Origin of the sequence: Gemmiger formicilis, assembly GCF_018784445.1 — a bacterium.
In the GTDB taxonomy this organism is placed as follows: Bacteria; Bacillota; Clostridia; order Oscillospirales; family Ruminococcaceae; genus Gemmiger.
The window spans coordinates 105962-123863 of sequence record NZ_WQOH01000100.1; the positions used below are offsets into that span (position 1 = coordinate 105962).

17 protein-coding genes are annotated in these 17902 nt (G+C 47.2%); 5 read left to right on the forward strand and 12 right to left on the reverse strand.

What is annotated here, in order from left to right; all coding sequences use genetic code 11:
• Positions 1-9 precede the first annotated feature (9 nt).
• From tsaB to upp, 3 genes are read left to right on the forward strand one after another with little or no spacing between them, the layout of a single operon-like run.
• On the forward strand, positions 10-720 hold the full coding sequence (gene tsaB / locus GPK89_RS15810; protein WP_215694629.1) for a tRNA (adenosine(37)-N6)-threonylcarbamoyltransferase complex dimerization subunit type 1 TsaB: 711 nt from the start codon (positions 10-12) through the stop codon (positions 718-720).
• Positions 710-1162 carry a ribose 5-phosphate isomerase B gene (gene rpiB, locus GPK89_RS15815; RefSeq protein ID WP_215694631.1) on the forward strand — a complete coding sequence of 151 codons (453 nt, stop codon included), beginning with the start codon at positions 710-712 and terminating at the stop codon, positions 1160-1162. The genes tsaB and rpiB overlap by 11 nt, the downstream gene beginning before the upstream one ends.
• Positions 1163-1217: 55 nt before the next feature.
• On the forward strand, positions 1218-1847 hold the full coding sequence (upp, locus tag GPK89_RS15820; RefSeq protein ID WP_147610596.1) for a uracil phosphoribosyltransferase: 630 nt from the start codon (positions 1218-1220) through the stop codon (positions 1845-1847).
• 65 nt (positions 1848-1912) lie between these two features.
• Here upp and GPK89_RS15825 read toward each other — a convergent pair whose 3' ends face one another.
• The 7 genes from GPK89_RS15825 to GPK89_RS15855 form a co-directional block, all read right to left on the reverse strand.
• Complete coding sequence (locus tag GPK89_RS15825) at positions 1913-3043, reverse strand: 3D domain-containing protein (protein ID WP_215694633.1); 1131 nt, start codon at positions 3041-3043, stop codon at positions 1913-1915.
• Positions 3044-3385: 342 nt separating this feature from the next.
• A complete protein-coding gene (locus tag GPK89_RS15830) occupies positions 3386-5125 on the reverse strand; it encodes an AIPR family protein (RefSeq protein WP_215694635.1) in 1740 nt (579 codons plus the stop codon).
• A gap of 45 nt (positions 5126-5170) precedes the next feature.
• The gene (locus GPK89_RS15835; RefSeq protein WP_215694637.1) at positions 5171-7183 is read right to left on the reverse strand and encodes an AlwI family type II restriction endonuclease; all 2013 of its coding nucleotides are present in this window, start codon (positions 7181-7183) and stop codon (positions 5171-5173) included.
• A 13-nt stretch (positions 7184-7196) separates the two neighbouring features.
• Entirely contained in the window at positions 7197-9092 is a 1896-nt protein-coding gene (locus tag GPK89_RS15840) for a Dam family site-specific DNA-(adenine-N6)-methyltransferase (protein ID WP_215694639.1), read from the reverse strand.
• Positions 9093-9107: 15 nt separating this feature from the next.
• A complete protein-coding gene (locus tag GPK89_RS15845) occupies positions 9108-9320 on the reverse strand; it encodes a helix-turn-helix domain-containing protein (RefSeq protein WP_176858031.1) in 213 nt (70 codons plus the stop codon).
• A 490-nt stretch (positions 9321-9810) separates the two neighbouring features.
• The gene (locus GPK89_RS15850; protein WP_215694641.1) at positions 9811-10773 is read right to left on the reverse strand and encodes an AAA family ATPase; all 963 of its coding nucleotides are present in this window, start codon (positions 10771-10773) and stop codon (positions 9811-9813) included.
• 142 nt (positions 10774-10915) lie between these two features.
• The gene (locus tag GPK89_RS15855) at positions 10916-11155 is read right to left on the reverse strand and encodes a hypothetical protein (protein WP_176858033.1); all 240 of its coding nucleotides are present in this window, start codon (positions 11153-11155) and stop codon (positions 10916-10918) included.
• Positions 11156-11318: 163 nt separating this feature from the next.
• On the opposite strand from GPK89_RS15855, the gene GPK89_RS15860 reads away from it, so the two are divergent.
• Both GPK89_RS15860 and GPK89_RS15865 read left to right on the forward strand, forming a co-directional pair.
• Positions 11319-11921, forward strand: coding sequence for a helix-turn-helix domain-containing protein (locus GPK89_RS15860; protein WP_215694643.1), 603 nt, complete (start codon positions 11319-11321; stop codon positions 11919-11921).
• Positions 11922-11986: 65 nt separating this feature from the next.
• Complete coding sequence (locus tag GPK89_RS15865) at positions 11987-13048, forward strand: tyrosine-type recombinase/integrase (protein WP_215694645.1); 1062 nt, start codon at positions 11987-11989, stop codon at positions 13046-13048.
• 395 nt (positions 13049-13443) lie between these two features.
• Here GPK89_RS15865 and GPK89_RS15870 read toward each other — a convergent pair whose 3' ends face one another.
• The 5 genes from GPK89_RS15870 to GPK89_RS15890 form a co-directional block, all read right to left on the reverse strand.
• The gene (locus tag GPK89_RS15870) at positions 13444-14655 is read right to left on the reverse strand and encodes a tyrosine-type recombinase/integrase (protein WP_215694647.1); all 1212 of its coding nucleotides are present in this window, start codon (positions 14653-14655) and stop codon (positions 13444-13446) included.
• A gap of 146 nt (positions 14656-14801) precedes the next feature.
• Entirely contained in the window at positions 14802-16010 is a 1209-nt protein-coding gene (locus GPK89_RS15875) for a tyrosine-type recombinase/integrase (protein ID WP_002576362.1), read from the reverse strand.
• A 71-nt stretch (positions 16011-16081) separates the two neighbouring features.
• A complete protein-coding gene (locus tag GPK89_RS15880) occupies positions 16082-16312 on the reverse strand; it encodes a hypothetical protein (protein ID WP_002576363.1) in 231 nt (76 codons plus the stop codon).
• The gene (locus tag GPK89_RS15885; RefSeq protein ID WP_002576364.1) at positions 16305-16727 is read right to left on the reverse strand and encodes a type II toxin-antitoxin system PemK/MazF family toxin; all 423 of its coding nucleotides are present in this window, start codon (positions 16725-16727) and stop codon (positions 16305-16307) included. The genes GPK89_RS15880 and GPK89_RS15885 overlap by 8 nt, the downstream gene beginning before the upstream one ends.
• Positions 16728-17375: 648 nt before the next feature.
• On the reverse strand, positions 17376-17894 hold the full coding sequence (locus GPK89_RS15890) for a hypothetical protein (protein ID WP_002576365.1): 519 nt from the start codon (positions 17892-17894) through the stop codon (positions 17376-17378).
• Positions 17895-17902 lie beyond the last annotated feature (8 nt).

The following is a 17902-nucleotide window of genomic DNA, read 5'->3' on the forward strand; positions in this document are numbered from 1 at the left end:
GTGATTTCAATGAATTTATTGGCTTTGGACACCGCCGGCAAAACGGCGGCTGTGGCGGTGCTGCGGGACGATACCCTGCTGTACGAGGCCCAGTGCAACAACGGCCTGACCCACAGTGAGACACTGCTGCCCATGATCGATACCGCGCTGAAAGCCTGCGGCCTGACCGTGGACGATTTGGACGTGCTGGGTGTGACCAACGGCCCCGGCAGCTTTACCGGGCTGCGCATCGGGCTGGCCGTCGTCAAGGGGCTGGCCCTGCCCAAACAGATCCCCTGCGCGGGCGTCTCCACGATGGCCGCACTGGCCTACGGCCTTTCGGGCGAAGGCACCGTCATCGGCGCACAGGACGCCCGCCGCGGGCAGGTGTATTGGGGCGCGTTTGACCTTGCCAGTCATGACCGCCTGACCCCAGACGCCGCCGAGCCGGTCACTGCGCTGGAAAATTTTGTACAAAGCTGTAAAAAACCTTTGTTTTTTGTTGGCGACGGCGCAACTTTGTGTTACAATACATATAAGAGCGTTCCGGGCGTGGCCGCTGTGCCGCAGCCGCTGCAGGTTCTGCGCGGTGCGGGCGTAGCGCTGGCCTCTAAGGCCATGTGGGAAAAGGGCGAATGTGTGCCCCCCGCCGCCCTGCTGCCGGATTACCACCGGCTGAGCCAGGCCGAGCGGGAGCGCGCGGAACGTGAAAAAACAGAGGGGAAACAAAATGAAGTTTGACAAACCGATCGCACTGGCTGCCGACCACGGCGGCTATGAGCTGAAAGAGGCCATCAAGGCACACCTGAACGAGCTGGGCATTGCCTACACCGACTTTGGCACCGACTCCACCGCCAGCGTGGACTACCCCGACTATGCCGCCAAGGGCTGCAAGGCCGTACAGGACGGCAGCTGTGCGCTGGTCATCCTGTGCTGCGGCACCGGCGTGGGTATGTCGATGTGCGCCAACAAGATGCAGGGCATCCGTGCCTGCTGCTGCAGCGACACCTTCAGCGCGGAGTTCACCCGCCGCCACAACAACGCCAACGCCCTGTGCCTGGGCGGCCGCGTGGTGGGTGCGGGACTGGCCTGCCAGATCGTGGACGCTTTCCTGAACGCTGCGTTCGAGGGCGGCCGCCACCAGCAGCGCATCGACAAGATGATGGCACTGGAAAATCACTAAGTTTCGTTGCCTGCACGGCAGGCTGAATATTTTTGAATTGCAAGGAGATCATACCATGAGCGTTGTTGAAATTGTTGACCATCCCCTGATCCAGCACAAAATCAGCCTGCTGCGCGACCGCAACACCGGCACCAAGGAGTTCCGTGACCTGGTAAGCGAGATCGCGATGCTGCTCTGCTATGAGGCCACCCGCGACCTGCCCACCGAGGAAGTCGAGGTCGAGACCCCCGTTGCCCTGGCCCGCACCAAGGTCCTGGCCGGCCGTAAGCTGGCCCTGGTGCCCATCCTGCGCGCAGGCCTGGGCATGGTGGACGGTATGCTGAACCTGATCCCCGCCGCCAAGGTCGGCCACATCGGTATGTACCGCAACGAGGAGACGCTGGAGCCGGTCGAGTACTACTGCAAGCTGCCCAACGACATCAACGAGCGCGAGGTCTTTGTTCTGGACCCGATGCTGGCCACCGGCGGCAGTGCCTGTGACGCCATCGGCCAGATCAAAAAGCGCGGTGCCAAGCACATTAAGTTCATCGGCCTGGTGGCCGCGCCCCAGGGCCTGAAGGCCCTGCATGAGGCCCACCCCGATGTAGACATCTATGTCGGTGCCCTGGACGAGAAGCTGAACGACAACGGCTACATCGTCCCCGGCCTGGGCGACGCCGGCGACCGTATTTTCGGCACGAAGTAAAATTGTACAATAACAGGGTCGTGAACCGCAGCGGTTCACGACCCTGTTATTTTTTGTCTGCTGCTTTATCTGCCGACCACCGTGTCAGCCGCGAGGATCGCATCGTTCTGCTCTTTGTACTTGGCGGCGGTCTCGTCGTCCAGCACGTAGACGTTCACCGGGATGACCGCACTCATCACGGACTCGTCATAGGTCTCGTAGTACAGATCGATGAAGGCCGAGCCTGCCATCATGGCCGTGCCGGTGTCGGCGGCGTAGGCATAGCCGTAGACGAACTTGCCGTCGGCGCTGGTAATGTACATCAGCGAGCCGTAAGGAATGATGTTGGGATTGATGGCCACCGTACCGTAGGTCAGGCGGCGGCCGCTGGCACCTTTGGCCGTTTCCGATGCCGAGTAGCCGGTGGAACGCTGGTTCGTGTAGGCCTCAGCCACACCTTCAGCGGGGACGCCGTCCACGATCTCCGGCCCAACGAACTGCGACACAGGCGCGCCCTCGCCGTAGACCTTCTCCATGGTGGGCACCATGCCAGCCTGGGTCACACGGTCGATTTCATCGGTGGCTGTCCACTGGCCGTCGATCCAGGTCTCGCGGTAGGTCACGGTGTCCAGGCCGTCCACGCCCTCCTGCAGGGTCATCGTCTTGTCCTGCTTGCGGTAGAACAGGCTGGTGGGGATATCCTCCACCGCAGCGGGGATGACCTCGTCCTGGGTGTACTCCACATAGCTGACCCGCTGCAGTGTGATACTGCCGCCCTCGGGGGTGATCTCGTCGGGGCCGCTGCTCAGGATATCGTCCTCGGTCCAGGCCAGCCCGGCCTGGGCCAGCAATTCCGCCGTCGTTGCCCCGGTGGTGATGATCTCCTGCGTGGTGCCATCCGCCGTGATGGGCACGGTGTAAGCGCGCAGAACGTCGAGCTGTTCACCGTCGTCGGTGTGCGTCCAGACGGCGCGGTCATGCTCCCGCAGCTGCGGGGTGTCGGCCTGCTCCAGCACGGTGTCCAAGTCGGTGGATGCCGTCAGGATGCGCACGCTGCCGCCGTGGGTGTCGTTGACGGTGGTAAAGTGCAGCGCCGTGCCGGTAAACGCGATGGCCGCCGCCAATGCGGCGCCCCCGCACGCCAGTGCGCCCCACTTGGGCAGCACCCGCGCCGCCCAGCGGCGGATATGCTCTTTCGTTTTTACGGATAAGGCCATGGGTTCTCCTTTTTGCTATAGAAAAGGCGCCGGCCCACAAGGACCAGCGCCAGTTTTGCTGTGGGATAAGGCTTTCGCTGCGCAGCGGGTAATCAGCGCTTGCTGAACTTATGCGGCGCAGATGATGTGTTATTGATATTTCAGTCTTTGCGTTTTCGGATTGAAATAATAACACAAAATCGTAAGTTTTGCAAGTCTTTTGACAAAATAGCCGCACTTGTAACAAAAATCGACTATGTGCCTTGCTTCTTTTGTGCTTCTTACCCATGGCAGCTCAGGGCTGTGGGCAACAAGCAAAGACGGCAAGGCTCATTTTTACTTCGGGAGGACTTCTACATTTTCCTACACATTTGCCGCTCCAACAAACGGGCGAAGTTGTCCTTGCAGCATATCCTGTACTGAAGTCAAAAGACCACTTACCGTATTTGATGCCTTTTCAGCCAATTCCTTATTTTTCAATCCATCTTTTAGCGCTTCTTCTAGCGGTGCACACGCAACCGGAAGGATCGCTTTAATAACGCTATTCCATAGGTTTGCTAATTCATCAAAATCTGTATTATTCTTGAACGAAAATGCCCAGCTATCATGCACCTTTCTTCCGACAATAACTTCCATACATTTGGAAATCGCATAAAGTAGGAGCATTTTAGAACCACGCTTGGATAAATACTTATGCTGCCTTTCTTCATTGTCCGTTCGATTATCGCCCTTTTTTTGAAGTTCTAATTTATAATTATCAATTGCTCTGGAAAGTGCATATGTGAAAATTATATGTTCGGCAGTCAAGTTTTCTGGGAATATCACACTATATAAATGGTCATTACTCCACAACTCGTTTTTTGAGTTGTATGCCGTAACGCAGTCTCCATGAAATGCCAAAAGCGCTTGTGCTACAACGTAAGGATCCAAAATTTCTTTGCTGCGCGAAGGTCTAACATCGCCCCTTCGGCCGCCACTGTAGTAGAGCCCCGTATACGGCTTAAATTCTTCTCTTAGCCTATTTTGTGTTTTATCATTGCTCCGCAAATCAGATGGCAATATCTCATTCTGTTTGTTGTTATTATTGATTATATCGTCAATAATTTGTGCATCATTGCAAACAATAAAGCGAATTGGTACCCACGCATCTTTTAGCGTTTCCACACTGCTAATTGCTCCTGTTGTTTGAGCCCCATTAATAATCGTAATTCCATCGATTGATAAGTTTTCTTTTCCTTCTTTCTTCGTAATTTCATAATTATTTACTAGTGCTGTTATTCCATTGTTATATGTCCAAAAATTTTTCGGTTGTTGATCGATGGTTTCTTTAATGCCTAAGTTGATTTTATTCTTTTTCTTGCCTGATCCAAGATATGTTCGCGGATTTCCAGAAAAAATGTCATCCTTATATGTAATATACTTTTGCTGTAGCCATTTTGCCGAGACAGCTGTGACATATGCTTTCCACTTTTCTTCAACAAGTTCGTAGCCAACAAGAGGTGTGTCCACTTCAAGTCTATCTGTTATCGAGATTCGTTTACTGGACGCATTATACCACTTTTCAATCGTTTCATTTCCAACCTCAATCGCAAACAATTCAACATCATTTTGAGGATAAAGAGTTTTTAGAAGTGTCCTTGCTGTCGCTTGCACCGCCCCTAACTCCTCTTTGACTTGAGAGCCATTCCGTTCATTTAGGTTATGTACATACCAGAAATAAATAGCACTCACGGAGTTATTCTCAATGGCTGATTGTATTGATTGCACTTGCTCTCGAATCCGTTCTGGAACATCTTCCGGATTTTGCGTAAACACCCACGCCGCAGCTGTATTTAGATCACTTGCCTTATTAGATGGAGCCAAATCCGTTTCTGCTGGACTTTGCTTCATATAACCTTGTGCAATTACTGCCACGCCTGTATCTGGATCGATATAGATTAAATCACACTTTTTATCATCGCCACCATCAGTTAATGCATCGCTTGCCACAGATATAATATCTGTAATTTCAAATCTAAGCTGTAGAGCATAGAGCAGTAATGCGTTATTTCCATACCGTTCAGTCAAATCTGTTCTTGCTTGAAAATCCGCTATATAATTCACTAACAGTTTCCTCCCTTGATCGCTATTTTCACTTTCATATCACGCTCATTCGACATTGATTGTTCCGTCCAAAAAGAATTTTGGATAGGATATTTCCATAATCATCTTTTCAAAGACAACTATATAGGCATAAATTTCACCTTTGCCAAAACGCATATGATGTAATGTCTTCCCATTAGGATCCATAGAGATTTCATCCGGCAATCCAACCAGATATGGTATCTTTATGGTTCCCTTATATTTTTCCGGAAATGATGCCTCTATTCCAACGACTTGGCCATTGCCAAAAGCAATATGCTTAACAATTGCCCCTGCTGAAACAACTGGTGCCATGTGGGATTTTATATTCATTTTCTTTGCTCGAATTTCTTGTTCCCTTTGCATCACAACTGCATTGATATACTGTTTCCAATCTGGTGCATTCAAAACATCTCTCTTCGTTTCGCATTCCAAAATTAGATCACGCAGATGCTCCGGTTTAGCCTGTTGTTTTTCAAACATTGCCACAAAGTAGCTCTTAAACTGTTCCAATGTCAGCGGAACGATATCAAGCCGCTGCTTTACATCCCCTTTTGCATACCAAATGCCATGGCGGAACGTCTCCGCCGTATTAGTGTCAATCTTAATGGCAATAAACATACCATATACCGGCTTATTGTACTTCAAAACAGCATCTGATACATGGCGTCTGACCGGCTCACCTTCCATAGCCTCTTGGCGTGACGAAGTAGACATCGTAACCTCTGTCAAAATTGTAAAATCATTAAATTCACAATAAAGATCACCTCGACCGCCTCCCGCAGCAGAAACCGGCATAAAGTCAGAATCCAGCTTAAATCCTCTAACCTCATAAGGTTTGTTCAACATATGATCAATTGCAAGTGCAGCGCGCCATAGTGTCCATTCAAGATAGACTGGCGTTTCATCTTTTGGTACTTCAATAGCACTATCCTCATCATAAACGGTTTTACCACCGCCCTTAATGAGCAATTCCATATAATCAGAAATTTCTTTCCACTGGTTGCATTGATCAGCTGCATATTGAATTTCATCGGTTTGTGCAAGGATACTTTCCAGTCGTTGCCTTGCTATATTAACCTCTGTGGGTGTGGTTAATGGCAAATCCGAAATATCAAACACAATATGCCGATCTTTCATCTGTTTGATAAGGTCATCCAAAATTGTTCGTGCTATTGTAATATCGTCTGTTGGAAGCGGCGCACCTTTGCAAAGTATCTTATACTGTTCAATAAGCACTTCTGCACTGGCCGTACTCTTTGCTAATTTTTCCGCCAATACGTGTTTTGCAGGTACAATAATCAGCCCACGCCCTTTACGCTGGAGAACGCCTGAAATGCGAAGATAACGCATATTCATGTCACTGTAATCCAAGAAATTGTCAGACTTTTTGTCATAATATTTTCCGCGTTCAACAATTTCTTTTCGATCAAAAGTGCGTTTCGCAGTAGCAACAGATCTGCGTCTTCTAAGATCAAGAATATGATCGACAACTTCCGAAAGATTATAGCTCGGATTTGTTGTATGCCCCCATAGTGCAAATTCTATTCTGCTAAGTTCAGATGAACCTGTACGCTTTTCAAGCTCAAGCATAATCGCAAGCAGCCATCTTAACGGTGAGAAATAGCGCTTTCCATCCGGCATTGGAAACTGTTCTACGCTCATTGCTCGCAAATAGCATTCTTGTACTGCTGCATAGGTATCTGCTTTTAGGAACATTCTCCCAAATGGCGTAATGTTATCCACCGGGCCAAGATCCTCTTGCATTCCATCTTTCTTCTTTATCTGTGGATAAATAAATCCGTTTTTGGCAAACATCAATCTCCATTTTCTTGCATGGCTTCCTGATTCATCTTTGCCTTCTTCATTTTGAATAATACCTTTTTCATTCAAAAGATTCATAAAGCCGATCTCATTATCTTTTCCATGGAGATTGCCTACAAATGGAGAACCTGCAAAAACTTTGAAACCATCTTGAATACGATTGGGATTGCGCAAACCTGTATTGCCTACCAACCAGATATCGATCTGCTCTTTCATATCACACCTTCAATCAGTATCCAACAAACAGATATTCTTGAACAGAATTTCTGTGTGTTTTCGCCTCATTTTGATTTCCGAATGAGTATCTATAATCTATTGGAATCACTTCAACATGTTCTTTATACTTAGCCATGATTGCCACCATTTCATCCTGTGTAGGCAAACTGTTTGACGAATAAGATACAATCAGGATGCTATTGGCAAATTTCTTAAAGAGTTTATCAAACGCATCCGCAGCGCCTTTTCTTGTAGAAAATGGTGTCGGATACGATTTGAATTTTTTTGTTTGCGTATGCTCTTGGATCTCTACGCCTTTCCAATCTCGTGCCAAGCCTTCTACAAAGTGATAGCGCCGCACATACTCATTATCAGAAAGCGGCGAGTAATACGGCGGATCGATATACACCATGTCTGCATGATCCACCCGCAAATCCATTGCATCCCCATTTTTTGAGCTATTTCTTTTGCCGTTATCAAAAACTGCACGATTTACTGCTTCAACCGCCTCTAAAAACTGCTGCGAAAGAGATTTTTGTAAATCTTTTCTTCCGTCATCGTATCGATGCCCGGTGTACGTAAAAATTCCTCGCGGTCGTTTCTTTGTACACGCTCTGATTAACGCACTCATTGCAATAGCATGTTTGTACGGATCACGAATTGAGGCAATATTAGTACGCAATGTATCAATTAGAACATTTTCTTCGTCAGAATAATAAAGTCCCTCAAAAGTAGTTTCAACAAAATGATCCGACTCCTTTTTCTTTTCTAGTAGCTTCTTTGCCTCGCTCATAGGCAATGTGACATTATTGTTTTCAACCATCGCTTTGGTAAATGTTGCCGACATTGTCATATAGTCGTTACTAATAACAGCTTTGCCTTGTGTCTTAAACATATAACCCACAATGCCAGATCCAGAAAACAAGTCTACTACCGTATCAACCTCAAACTGTGAGGCAACGGACCATATTTCAGAGAGTAGTTTACTCTTTGACCCCATAAATCTCGTTGGCGGGTATAGTGACACTTGCTCCGGTAATGGCTTCGGTGCCAATCTAATCAAAGTTTGTTGCTTAGGCGGAACCGTAACAATAACATCCTCACCTTTTCTGGTCTTTCCATTGCATGAAATGTGCCTTTTTGTCTGCACCACATCAATGGTAAATGGTGCATACAGTTCATGCACCAACGGATGGTTAGAATTTGTCAAAATGACATAACATCCCCGTTCATGCAATGTCATAACCATTTTTGCCAGTTCCACATGATCTTCTTCGTAAAACTGTTCTTTTGTATACCGCTTAAAATCGGAATATTCGGATATAGGCAAATACGGTGGATCTAAAAAAACAAAGTCTCCCGGTTGTGCATAATGTTCCAAGATCAGCAAATAATCTCCACATAAGATTTCAGCATTTTTCAACACTTTTGATGCTGCTCTAAGATTTTCTTCATCACAAATCTTTGGATTCTTATATTTTCCATAAGGCACATTAAATTTGCCTTGCTTATTAACACGGTAAAGACCATTAAAGCATGTTCTGTTCAAAAAAATCGTCCGCGCCGCTGCCTCCGCTTTTGGCAAAGTGGTCCATTCCAAACCACGCACCTCATAGAACATTTCACTTGTATTTTTATACTGTTGCAAATATTCAATTACTTCTTCAACATTGTTTGCAATTTGTCGATACATGTTGATCAGTTCCGGATTGCTATCTGCAATGATAGCGTTCTCAGGCTCAAGAGCAAAAAACATTGCCCCACCACCGAAGAATGGTTCTATATAACGGCCATATGAACGCGGAACTTTAGGAAGCAGATCGCCTAACATTTGCGTTTTTCCACCGGCCCATTTCAAAATAGGTTTTGCTTTTGGAAGGATTTCTTCTTTAAGTGCTAATTCTGCCATATACTCACACCTCCTTTACTGCTGCGTCTCAGGAACCAATTCCATAATATCTCCAATGTCACAGTGTAATGCTGTGCATATTTTCACCAGAACATCGGTAGTGACATTTTCATTTTTCCCAAGTTTTGCCATTGATGCATGGCTAATTCCGGCAGCCATACACAAATCTTTCTTTTTCATATCATGGTCAATTAGCAGTTTCCATAGCTTTTTATAACTTACAGCCATTTTACACCCTTATGATTTATACAAAATCTCTCATCTGTGAATTTATTTCAGCGATCGCTGATTTTCAGTATATAGTATATCACACTATATCTGTTTCTACAATATGACATCCGATTTCTATTTTAGTTTTCATCTTCTCAAAACGCATTCATTTAGACAGTCAATCAAATATAAAATTGCCACAGTATGTGGGTATGCTACGAGCAAGCACGGCATTTGCTGCACCAAACGCCCACTTGTTAGGGATGTCCCTAAAACCCACCCTTCTTTTCCTTTCAAATTGCTTATCAGCAGCCAAACAATTTGCAGTAAAAGGGTCTTAGGGTTCACCCTAACAAGGGCGTTTTGATATTGTGATATCACAATGCCGTGCTTGCTCGTACTGTACCGCCTCACTACAGCACAGTACGAAGCCATCTGAAAAAGCATTTTTCCATCAAGAAGGCAAGATGCCCTGTTCCTAAAGATAAGGGCATCTTGCCTTCTTCCTTTATGCTTCGGGCAGCGCCCATACCCACTGTTTGCTGATTTTGGTTGAGGTCACACCTAATTCATATCGCGCATTGCGCAAGGTCTTGGGGCGTATTCCTGCCTGTTGTGCGGCTGCTTCAATCTCTGTTTGCGGCAGCGGGCCGTCCGCCAATACTTCTTTCAAAAAGCTCTGCGCCTCGCGCAGCTTATGCCCTCGGCTGCTGCCGGAAAGCAGTTCGTCCACACTGATGTCATACGGTCCTGCCCATTGAAAGCCCTGCTCTGGGTCAAGACGAAAGGCAACAGCCCCGCCCTCCGGGGCCAGTGAGCTTTTTGCCGGGCAGACAACACGCAATGTGGGGTCATCTTTGATACGCCCTACTACCAGCACACTCCTTGCAGCCGCCTGAAAATCAATAGACCCTAACCCGCGATAGCTGGATTTCTCGCCGCTGTTCTTGTTCATGTGCCCAATCAGAAGAATGGCACATCCATACTTTTCAGCCAGCTTTGCAATTCTGTACATCAGTGGTCTGATTTCATTTGCGCGGTGCATATCCACGCTTGCACCGATGTATCCTTGAATCGGATCCAGCACCACCAACCGTGCGCCGGTTTGTTCTATTGCCTGTTCCAGCCGGTCATCGTCCAGTGTCAGCACCCTGTCGAAATCGTCAATTACCATCACCCTTGCACAATCTGCGCCCGCTGCCACAAGGCGCGGCTTGATGGTATCGGATAAGCCGTCCTCTGCCGTCTGATAAATGATATTGACAGGCTCCATCGGCGACGCTCCCTCCCACACGGGTTTGCCGGTTGTCAACGCCGCAATAATTTGCAGCGCCAGTGTGGTTTTTCCCTCGCCGGGGTCGCCCTGTAAAATTGTGATTTTCCCCAGCGGGATAAACGGATACAGCAGCCATTTTACTGCCTCTATCGGAATTGTATCCATAGAGATCAGCTTTACATGATTTCTTTGCATAAGCCCCACTTTCTTCTTCAAAAATGGCGGCTGCTGTGGTAGAATATCAGTGGTGCCTGATAGTTACACACAGCAGCCGCTGTTGGTACTGTCTTTCATCGGGAGCGTTTACCCTTGCACGGGTAAACGCTCTTTTTGTTGTTCAACTTTTTCCCTCGGCATTGAAATAGCCGATTTCTTCCCAAACCTTGCGGTCAGGGCAGTAATAGTTATACTCATTTGATCCGTCCAGCTTGATTGCATAGCCAAACTTGAATGCGCCCTGCTGTAAGCCAACTCTTACATACTGCGCGTCCTTGTGCATAGCTTTTGCAATTTCCGTTACAGGCACATTTCTGCCGGTAAAGGCCGGCATTGCCGTATAGGTCTGCCTCTCAACCATTTCTTACACCTCCCTCTGCTTGTGATTGCCTTTCAGCAATTTCATTATACGCAGCATTATTGCATATGTCAATATTGTATACGCAAATTATTTTCGTATAAATTTTCAAACATGCTTGATTTCTTCGCATGTATATGGTAGTATTAAGGCGAGGTGAGAAGCCATGAATCTTACAAATGAACAAATCGGGCAGCGAATCAAGGCTGTCCGCTCAGAAAAGAATCTGACACAAACCCAGCTTGCACAGCTTTTAGGGAAAAGTCTGCGCACCGTGCAAAGCTACGAAAGCGGCGAAAGCCGGATTTTACTGGATACTGTAACCACTATCGCACACGCTTTAGGCGTAACGCCCGCATATCTGCTGGGCGTAAGCGAGCCGCAAATCAAGCTGAATACCCTTGCCGATGTGGTTACTGTACTTTATGAGTTAAACAAGAAGCAAGAACTTCACTTCGACATTGACATTACCCACGAGCGCTGTGATGACGGCAATTTTACCGCTTCACTGAAATTCCGCGCCACAGACCCGGATGCCACTCTGAACGAAACGCTCTGCTTTTTGCTGGAACAGTTTTCCTCGGAGCGTTCTTGGGGCGAGGACTATTGGCATGACCCCAGCCGCCTTACCAGCTTCACAAACGAAAAAATTGCGCAATATGCCAACACCCCATTGACCGACAAGCCCTTGTACACTGCCGATTTAAGCAAATACGGCATGGCAGAATTAAAGAATATGACCAAGGAACAGTTGGACAGTCTGAAATAATGTTGATAAGAGGTCATTCCTCTTTATCATAGATTTGCCTGAGCGAAAGGAAGTTTGATAATAACATGAGACTACCCAATGGCTACGGCAGCGTAGTCAAAATGTCCGGAAAACGCAGAAAACCTTACATGGTACGCAAAACCATCGGCTGGCGTTTAGACGAGACCAAAGGCAGGCAGATTCAGGATTTTCAGATTATCGGCTATGCCGAAACCCGCGCCGAGGGTCTGAGAATGCTGGCTGAATACAATCAGAATCCCTATGATGTTAATGTTGCTAAAGTCACCTTTTCCGAGGTCTACGAGCGCTGGTCAAAGTATAAGTATCCCACCATATCCGACTCCAATGCAAAGGGCTACACGGCTTCCTACAAGGTCTGTGGTATCTTGTATGACAAGCCTTTCCGCGAGATCAAACTCTGTGATTTGCAGCTTGTAGTTGACACCTGTGGCAAAAATTATCCCACACTCAAAAAGTTAAAGGGCTTATTCAATCAAGTGTACGAATACGCCATGAAGAACGACATCTGCAACAAAGATTATTCGCAGTATGTTGATCTGACAGGCTACCGTAACAAGAACCCCAACAAGCGCGACCGTAACATCTTCAGCAAAGACGAGTTGGCAAGACTTTGGGCGCACGAGGCTAATCCTTACTGCCAAATCATTTTGATGCTGAATTACAATGCCTGCCGCATCTCGGAATTTCTCGATTTGAAGAAAGAGAATGTCCACCTGAAAGAACAGTACTTTGATGTAGTTGCTGCCAAAACCGAAAACGGCGTCCGCAAAGTGCCGATTGCCGACAAACTGCTGCCATTCTACGAAGCGTGGTTCGAGCGCTCTCCTTGCGAATATCTGCTCTGCACTACCGAGGGGCAGCACCTTGACTACTTCAACTACTGCGACACCTATTGGGATCCGCTGATGGAAGAATACGACATGAAGCACACGCCCCACGACACACGCCATACCTGCATTTCCATGATGGCCGATGCGGGGGTTGCTCCTACCATTCAAAAGAAGATTGCCGGTCATTCCGGCGCTATGAGCCTGACAGAGCGCGTGTACACCCACTTGGACATTCAGACACTCATTGATGGCATCAACATGATTTGTCCAGTGTAAGGCTTTCTTTTTTACAAATAAAAAGCAGGAGACATTCTCCTTGCGGAAAACATCTCCTGCGATAAGACTTATGGCGCTGTGGAAGTCTGCTGCATATTCGCTTATTGTGTGCTGCTTTTTCAGCAAGCTCCAAAGCGATTTGCTGCATTCCACGGCTTCAGACACTTCCGATTTTCTGCACACAGTCGTGCAAAAAAGCTGTGAAGCGTTCTGAAAGGTTCGCAAATACTGCTGATAATCAGCGCTTGCTGAACTGCGGTGCGCGACGAGCGGCTTTGAGGCCGTGTTCACCTGACCTTGATCCAAAAAGACCAGTATTCATGCGGTTTTTCGGGCTTTCCTCTCTCAGTAAACCCATAGGTAAACCCACGAAATCGCGAAATTTTTGGTGCAGTTTAACGCAGCCCGAATGCAGCATTCACAACGCTGCTTAATTCCTCAGGTTTATTATACTTGACTTTCGCATAGATGTCCATAGTCGTTTTGCTGTTCTCATGGCCTGCCAGATACTGCACCGTCTTAGGATCAACACCTTTGTAAATCAGATTGGTGATGTAGGTGTGCCGCAGCATGTGCGGAGTCACCTTGAAGTCCATCGTATACACCAGTTTGGGATTATTCGGCTGATGCTCACCAAGCCTTGGCTTTATTCTATGCTTGATGGACTGTCCATTTACATAAGTGTAATAACAGCGTTCTGCAGTAGAACGGACTGTTATGTACTTCCAGACTCTCACAAACTGTGTTTCCGTCAAAACAGTTCCCTTCGAATTCGAGATCACATATTCCGATACTGATTTTTCCCTTTCTTCCTTGAGACAGGCTACCAGGCATTTTGGAATCGGAACATCTCGTTTTGCTGCCGGTGTCTTCAATAGCGTGTTGACTACCGGCTCACCGCCTTCCACATGCCATGCACGCCTTACCGAAATGTACGGCGTTTTTTCATCCAGGAATATGCAGTCCCATTTTAATCCAAGGATCTCTTCTCTACGCAATCCCGCGTACAAACCGATCATCACGAAGACATACGGTGGAAGCTCACGAATGCTATCCAGCAAAATGGCAGTCTGTTCATCCGTCAAAGCCTCGCGCCGTTTCGCTGGCTTTCCGCCTCTTGCGCAAATCGTTTTGGATGGATTCTCTTTAATCACCTTGCTCTCTTCTGCTGAATTAAAAATGTTCTTAATCAGCATATTGAGCTGACCATACATTCCGGAAGAACCTTTTGATAACGGAACCATCAGCAGCCGCAGGTCATCTGTGGTCACCTCGTCCATATACATCTGTCCAATCGGACCCACGATGTACCGATTCACCATCCGTGCGTATCCTTCCAACGTATTAGTTCTTACCGTTCCAGACCGCATCAGCAACCATTTTTCACAGTACTCTTCCACGGTCGGATTCTCTCTATGGAAAACCACTTCCGCGATTTTCTTCTGGGCATCTTCCACCCGGTCATACAATTCTTCGCGTGTCAGCCCATAAATCGCCACTCTCTTTCCGTCTGCATCTGTAATCCGGGTGCGGTAATACTGTACCCCTTTCATCATCACTGTTCCGTATTCCGGAAGTTCAGCAGGACGCTTTTTCCCTTTAGCCATGTGTTCTCCTCCTATCTATCTTCATACATTGCGTGTTGTCACTTTTATTATCATGGCGTACAGCACTTCCTTCAAGGATGTCGAATGTATGTAAAAAGGGCAGGGATTTTTGACCATCCCTGCCCTAATTTCTTTCTGATTTACTCTTAATCCCACGATGCAAAAGCATCTTCCAGCACTCCTGCGAGCTGCTCTGGGCGATTATATTTCACCTTGGCGTAAATATCCATGGTGATCTTGCTGCTTTCATGACCAGCAAGATACTGAACCGTCTTCGGATCAACCGAAGCATGAATCAGATTCGTAATGTAGGTGTGCCGCAGCTGATGCGGAGTCACCTCAAAGTCCAGACTGTAAACCACATTTCCATTGTGTGCTGCCTTTTGTCCCAGAACCGGCTTCACCGTATGCTTCACCCTCTTGCCATCTTCATAGCGGTAATAGCAGCGTTCCTTGGTGGTACGGGTTACGATATACTGCCATAATCTCTTAAACTGCGTATAGGACAACGGGTCTCCATCCCGGTTTGCAACCACAAAATCCGATGTCGATGTCTTCTTCGCCTCTTTCAGACATTCCAGAAGATTGTCCGGCAGAGGGACATTCCGATGCGCTGCCTTTGTTTTCAGCTCTGTCAGAATCACCGGACGATTATGCTCCGTATGCCAGGCTCTCCGAACGGTAAGGTACGGAGCCTCGCAATCCAGATACACCGAATCCCATTGAAGTCCGAGGATTTCTTCTCTCCGCAATCCTGCGTACAGCCCCAGCATCACGAACACATACGGCGGTAAGCCGTAAATGGCATCCAGCAGCTTATCCACCTGCTCATCCGTAAGCGGGAGGCGATCCTTCTGGGGAATCCCGCCCACATTCTTCTTCAGATAGATGGTCGGATTCTCATCAATGATCTTACTCTCCATTGCTGCCGTGAAAATACACTTATATAGAACATTCACTGATTTGTACACGGATGCCGACTTTTTCGATGCCGCCAACAGTGCCAGGCGAATGTCATCTGCTGTTACATCTCCCATATGCATATCGCCCAATGGCTTGATGATGTAGTTCTTCACTTTCGATGTATAGTCAATCAGCGTTGTCATCCTGATCTGTGCCGACTGCATCAGCAGCCATTTCTCGCAATACTCCTCCACTGTAGGTGTACTGCGGCGATACGTCTTGTTCTCAATCTGCTGGATCGCTTCCTGTTCCTTCTGGTACAGTTCCTCTCTCGTTCTTGCATATAAGGAAACCCGCCGTCCCTGCTGATCTGTTACACGGGTTCGATAATATTGCGTTCCCTTCATACTCACCGTACCATAATCGGGAAGCATCATTCTTCTTGCCGCCATATCATTACCTCCAATCCTGTTGATGCTTTCATTATTGCGGATTCATCGTCCATACTCAACGATGTCGATTTTCACCGCCGAAAGCTTCGAGGTTTGCGATATGTCGCAGCACGTTCCATCGGTTTTGCACGGTGCGTACATTTTGCAATGTACTCCTGAATCCCCACTTCCGTGAAATAAACGCAGCCGTTTTCCACATACTGAACATAGGAGATCAAACCGTCTGTTCTTGCAGCATCCAGTGTTTTTACGCTGATTCCCAGTATACTGGCTGCTTCTTTCCTTGTAATCAGTTTATCCATCGCCTTCTTCGCCATCCTTTCGGCATTTGCCCTGTCTTTTTTTCTCTGCTTGTTCCGGAATGTAATATCCAAGTTGAATCCTTACAGCTTCATCAATCCCACGCATCTGCCCCTTACTTACCCGCCCAAGATAGCGAATCACGCATATCTTGTCGCAGGTGTCGAGCTGTTCTGCCAATACCATAGACGGTTTTGCCAGTCCCTTTGCTTTACGGAGAAAGAAATGCGTTGGCTGTTTTCGCTTCTTCTCAATTTTCGATGTCAGCGGAGCAATCGTGATCGTCGGCGCATAATAATTGCCGACATCATTCTGAAGAACCACAACAGGACGAACACCGCCCTGCTTTGATCCGACCGGAACACCGAGATTGGCGAGATATAAATCACCTCGCCGATAAACCCAGTTTTCTTTCATATGCTGTTGTCTCCAATCTCCATACACTGATATGGATAAAGCCTGCCAGGTATCATGCTGATACAGCACCCGGCAGCGCTTTCTGAAAATATGGTTTCTCTGTACTTTTTCTTATCACCCCAGAGATGTAGGATTTCTCACAGGCGGCAGTGTGCTTCACTGCTCCATTGGAATTTAACCATCCCGCCTTCCTTATGGCCGGACCGCGAATTACGGAAGTATCATTGTCCCTGTCCGGCTTTAACACCGCCGCCGGTTGCAATCCGGCATTTGCTTCTGCGAAACCGCTATCGCCCCGATGGGCTTCATGGCGTGCAGTCGAAGGCTCGACCAAACAGGAATGTACCTGAAGAATGAGTATTCAGTTTTCAAGGGACATCCGGACTTTCGTCCTTACAAAGTAAGTTTAACAAGAATCCTCCGGTTTCGCGTTGGCCTCGTAGGCGCACTTTGGTTGTCCTTGCAGGACTACATACGGTTCGTTTTGACTTTTTCAGTGTTCTATACAGCCGGATTGAGGCAAAAAAATACCCCGTTGGTTTCCCAACGAGGCATCAAAGACGATTCTATTCTGTTTTCTATAAACTGGTACCCGTTTATCTCCTGGTGACCATTTGAGTCACGGCCAATGTATCAAAAAAGTAACGCTCATCTCAGCAAATCAGACAAGCTGTATTCTCCTTTGGGGATATTTGCTGTTCTGCGATACTCTTTTATGGCTTTCACCAAGAGCTGAGGATTACTGAAATACTGCTTCACAAAATCATACGACTTCACATCATGCATCCGAAGATTTATTTTACAAAATTCGCTTGGTTTTTTTCCAGAACGCTTAAACTGATCATATGCTCCTTCCGCATGAATAATCAGCATTTCAATTTCTGGAGCAGTAATGACATTTACCACGTCAATTTTCTGCTCATATGCTTTACTCAATCGAAATTCCTCTCTGCGAGAATCCAAAATCCGTATCACAGAAATCTGCTCATCGAATCCTTTCCGTAAGTATCGCTCCTCGAATCGTTTAGCACTTCTGCAACGGATGACACGTTCTTCCAACATTTCTTCTCTGTTGAAAATCAGAAGATCATTATCAACCAGTATGTCGATAATAGCTTCTTCGGCAGAGCCTTCACATATACACGCCTTGTATTTTGCTAATTCCATTCTGCCGC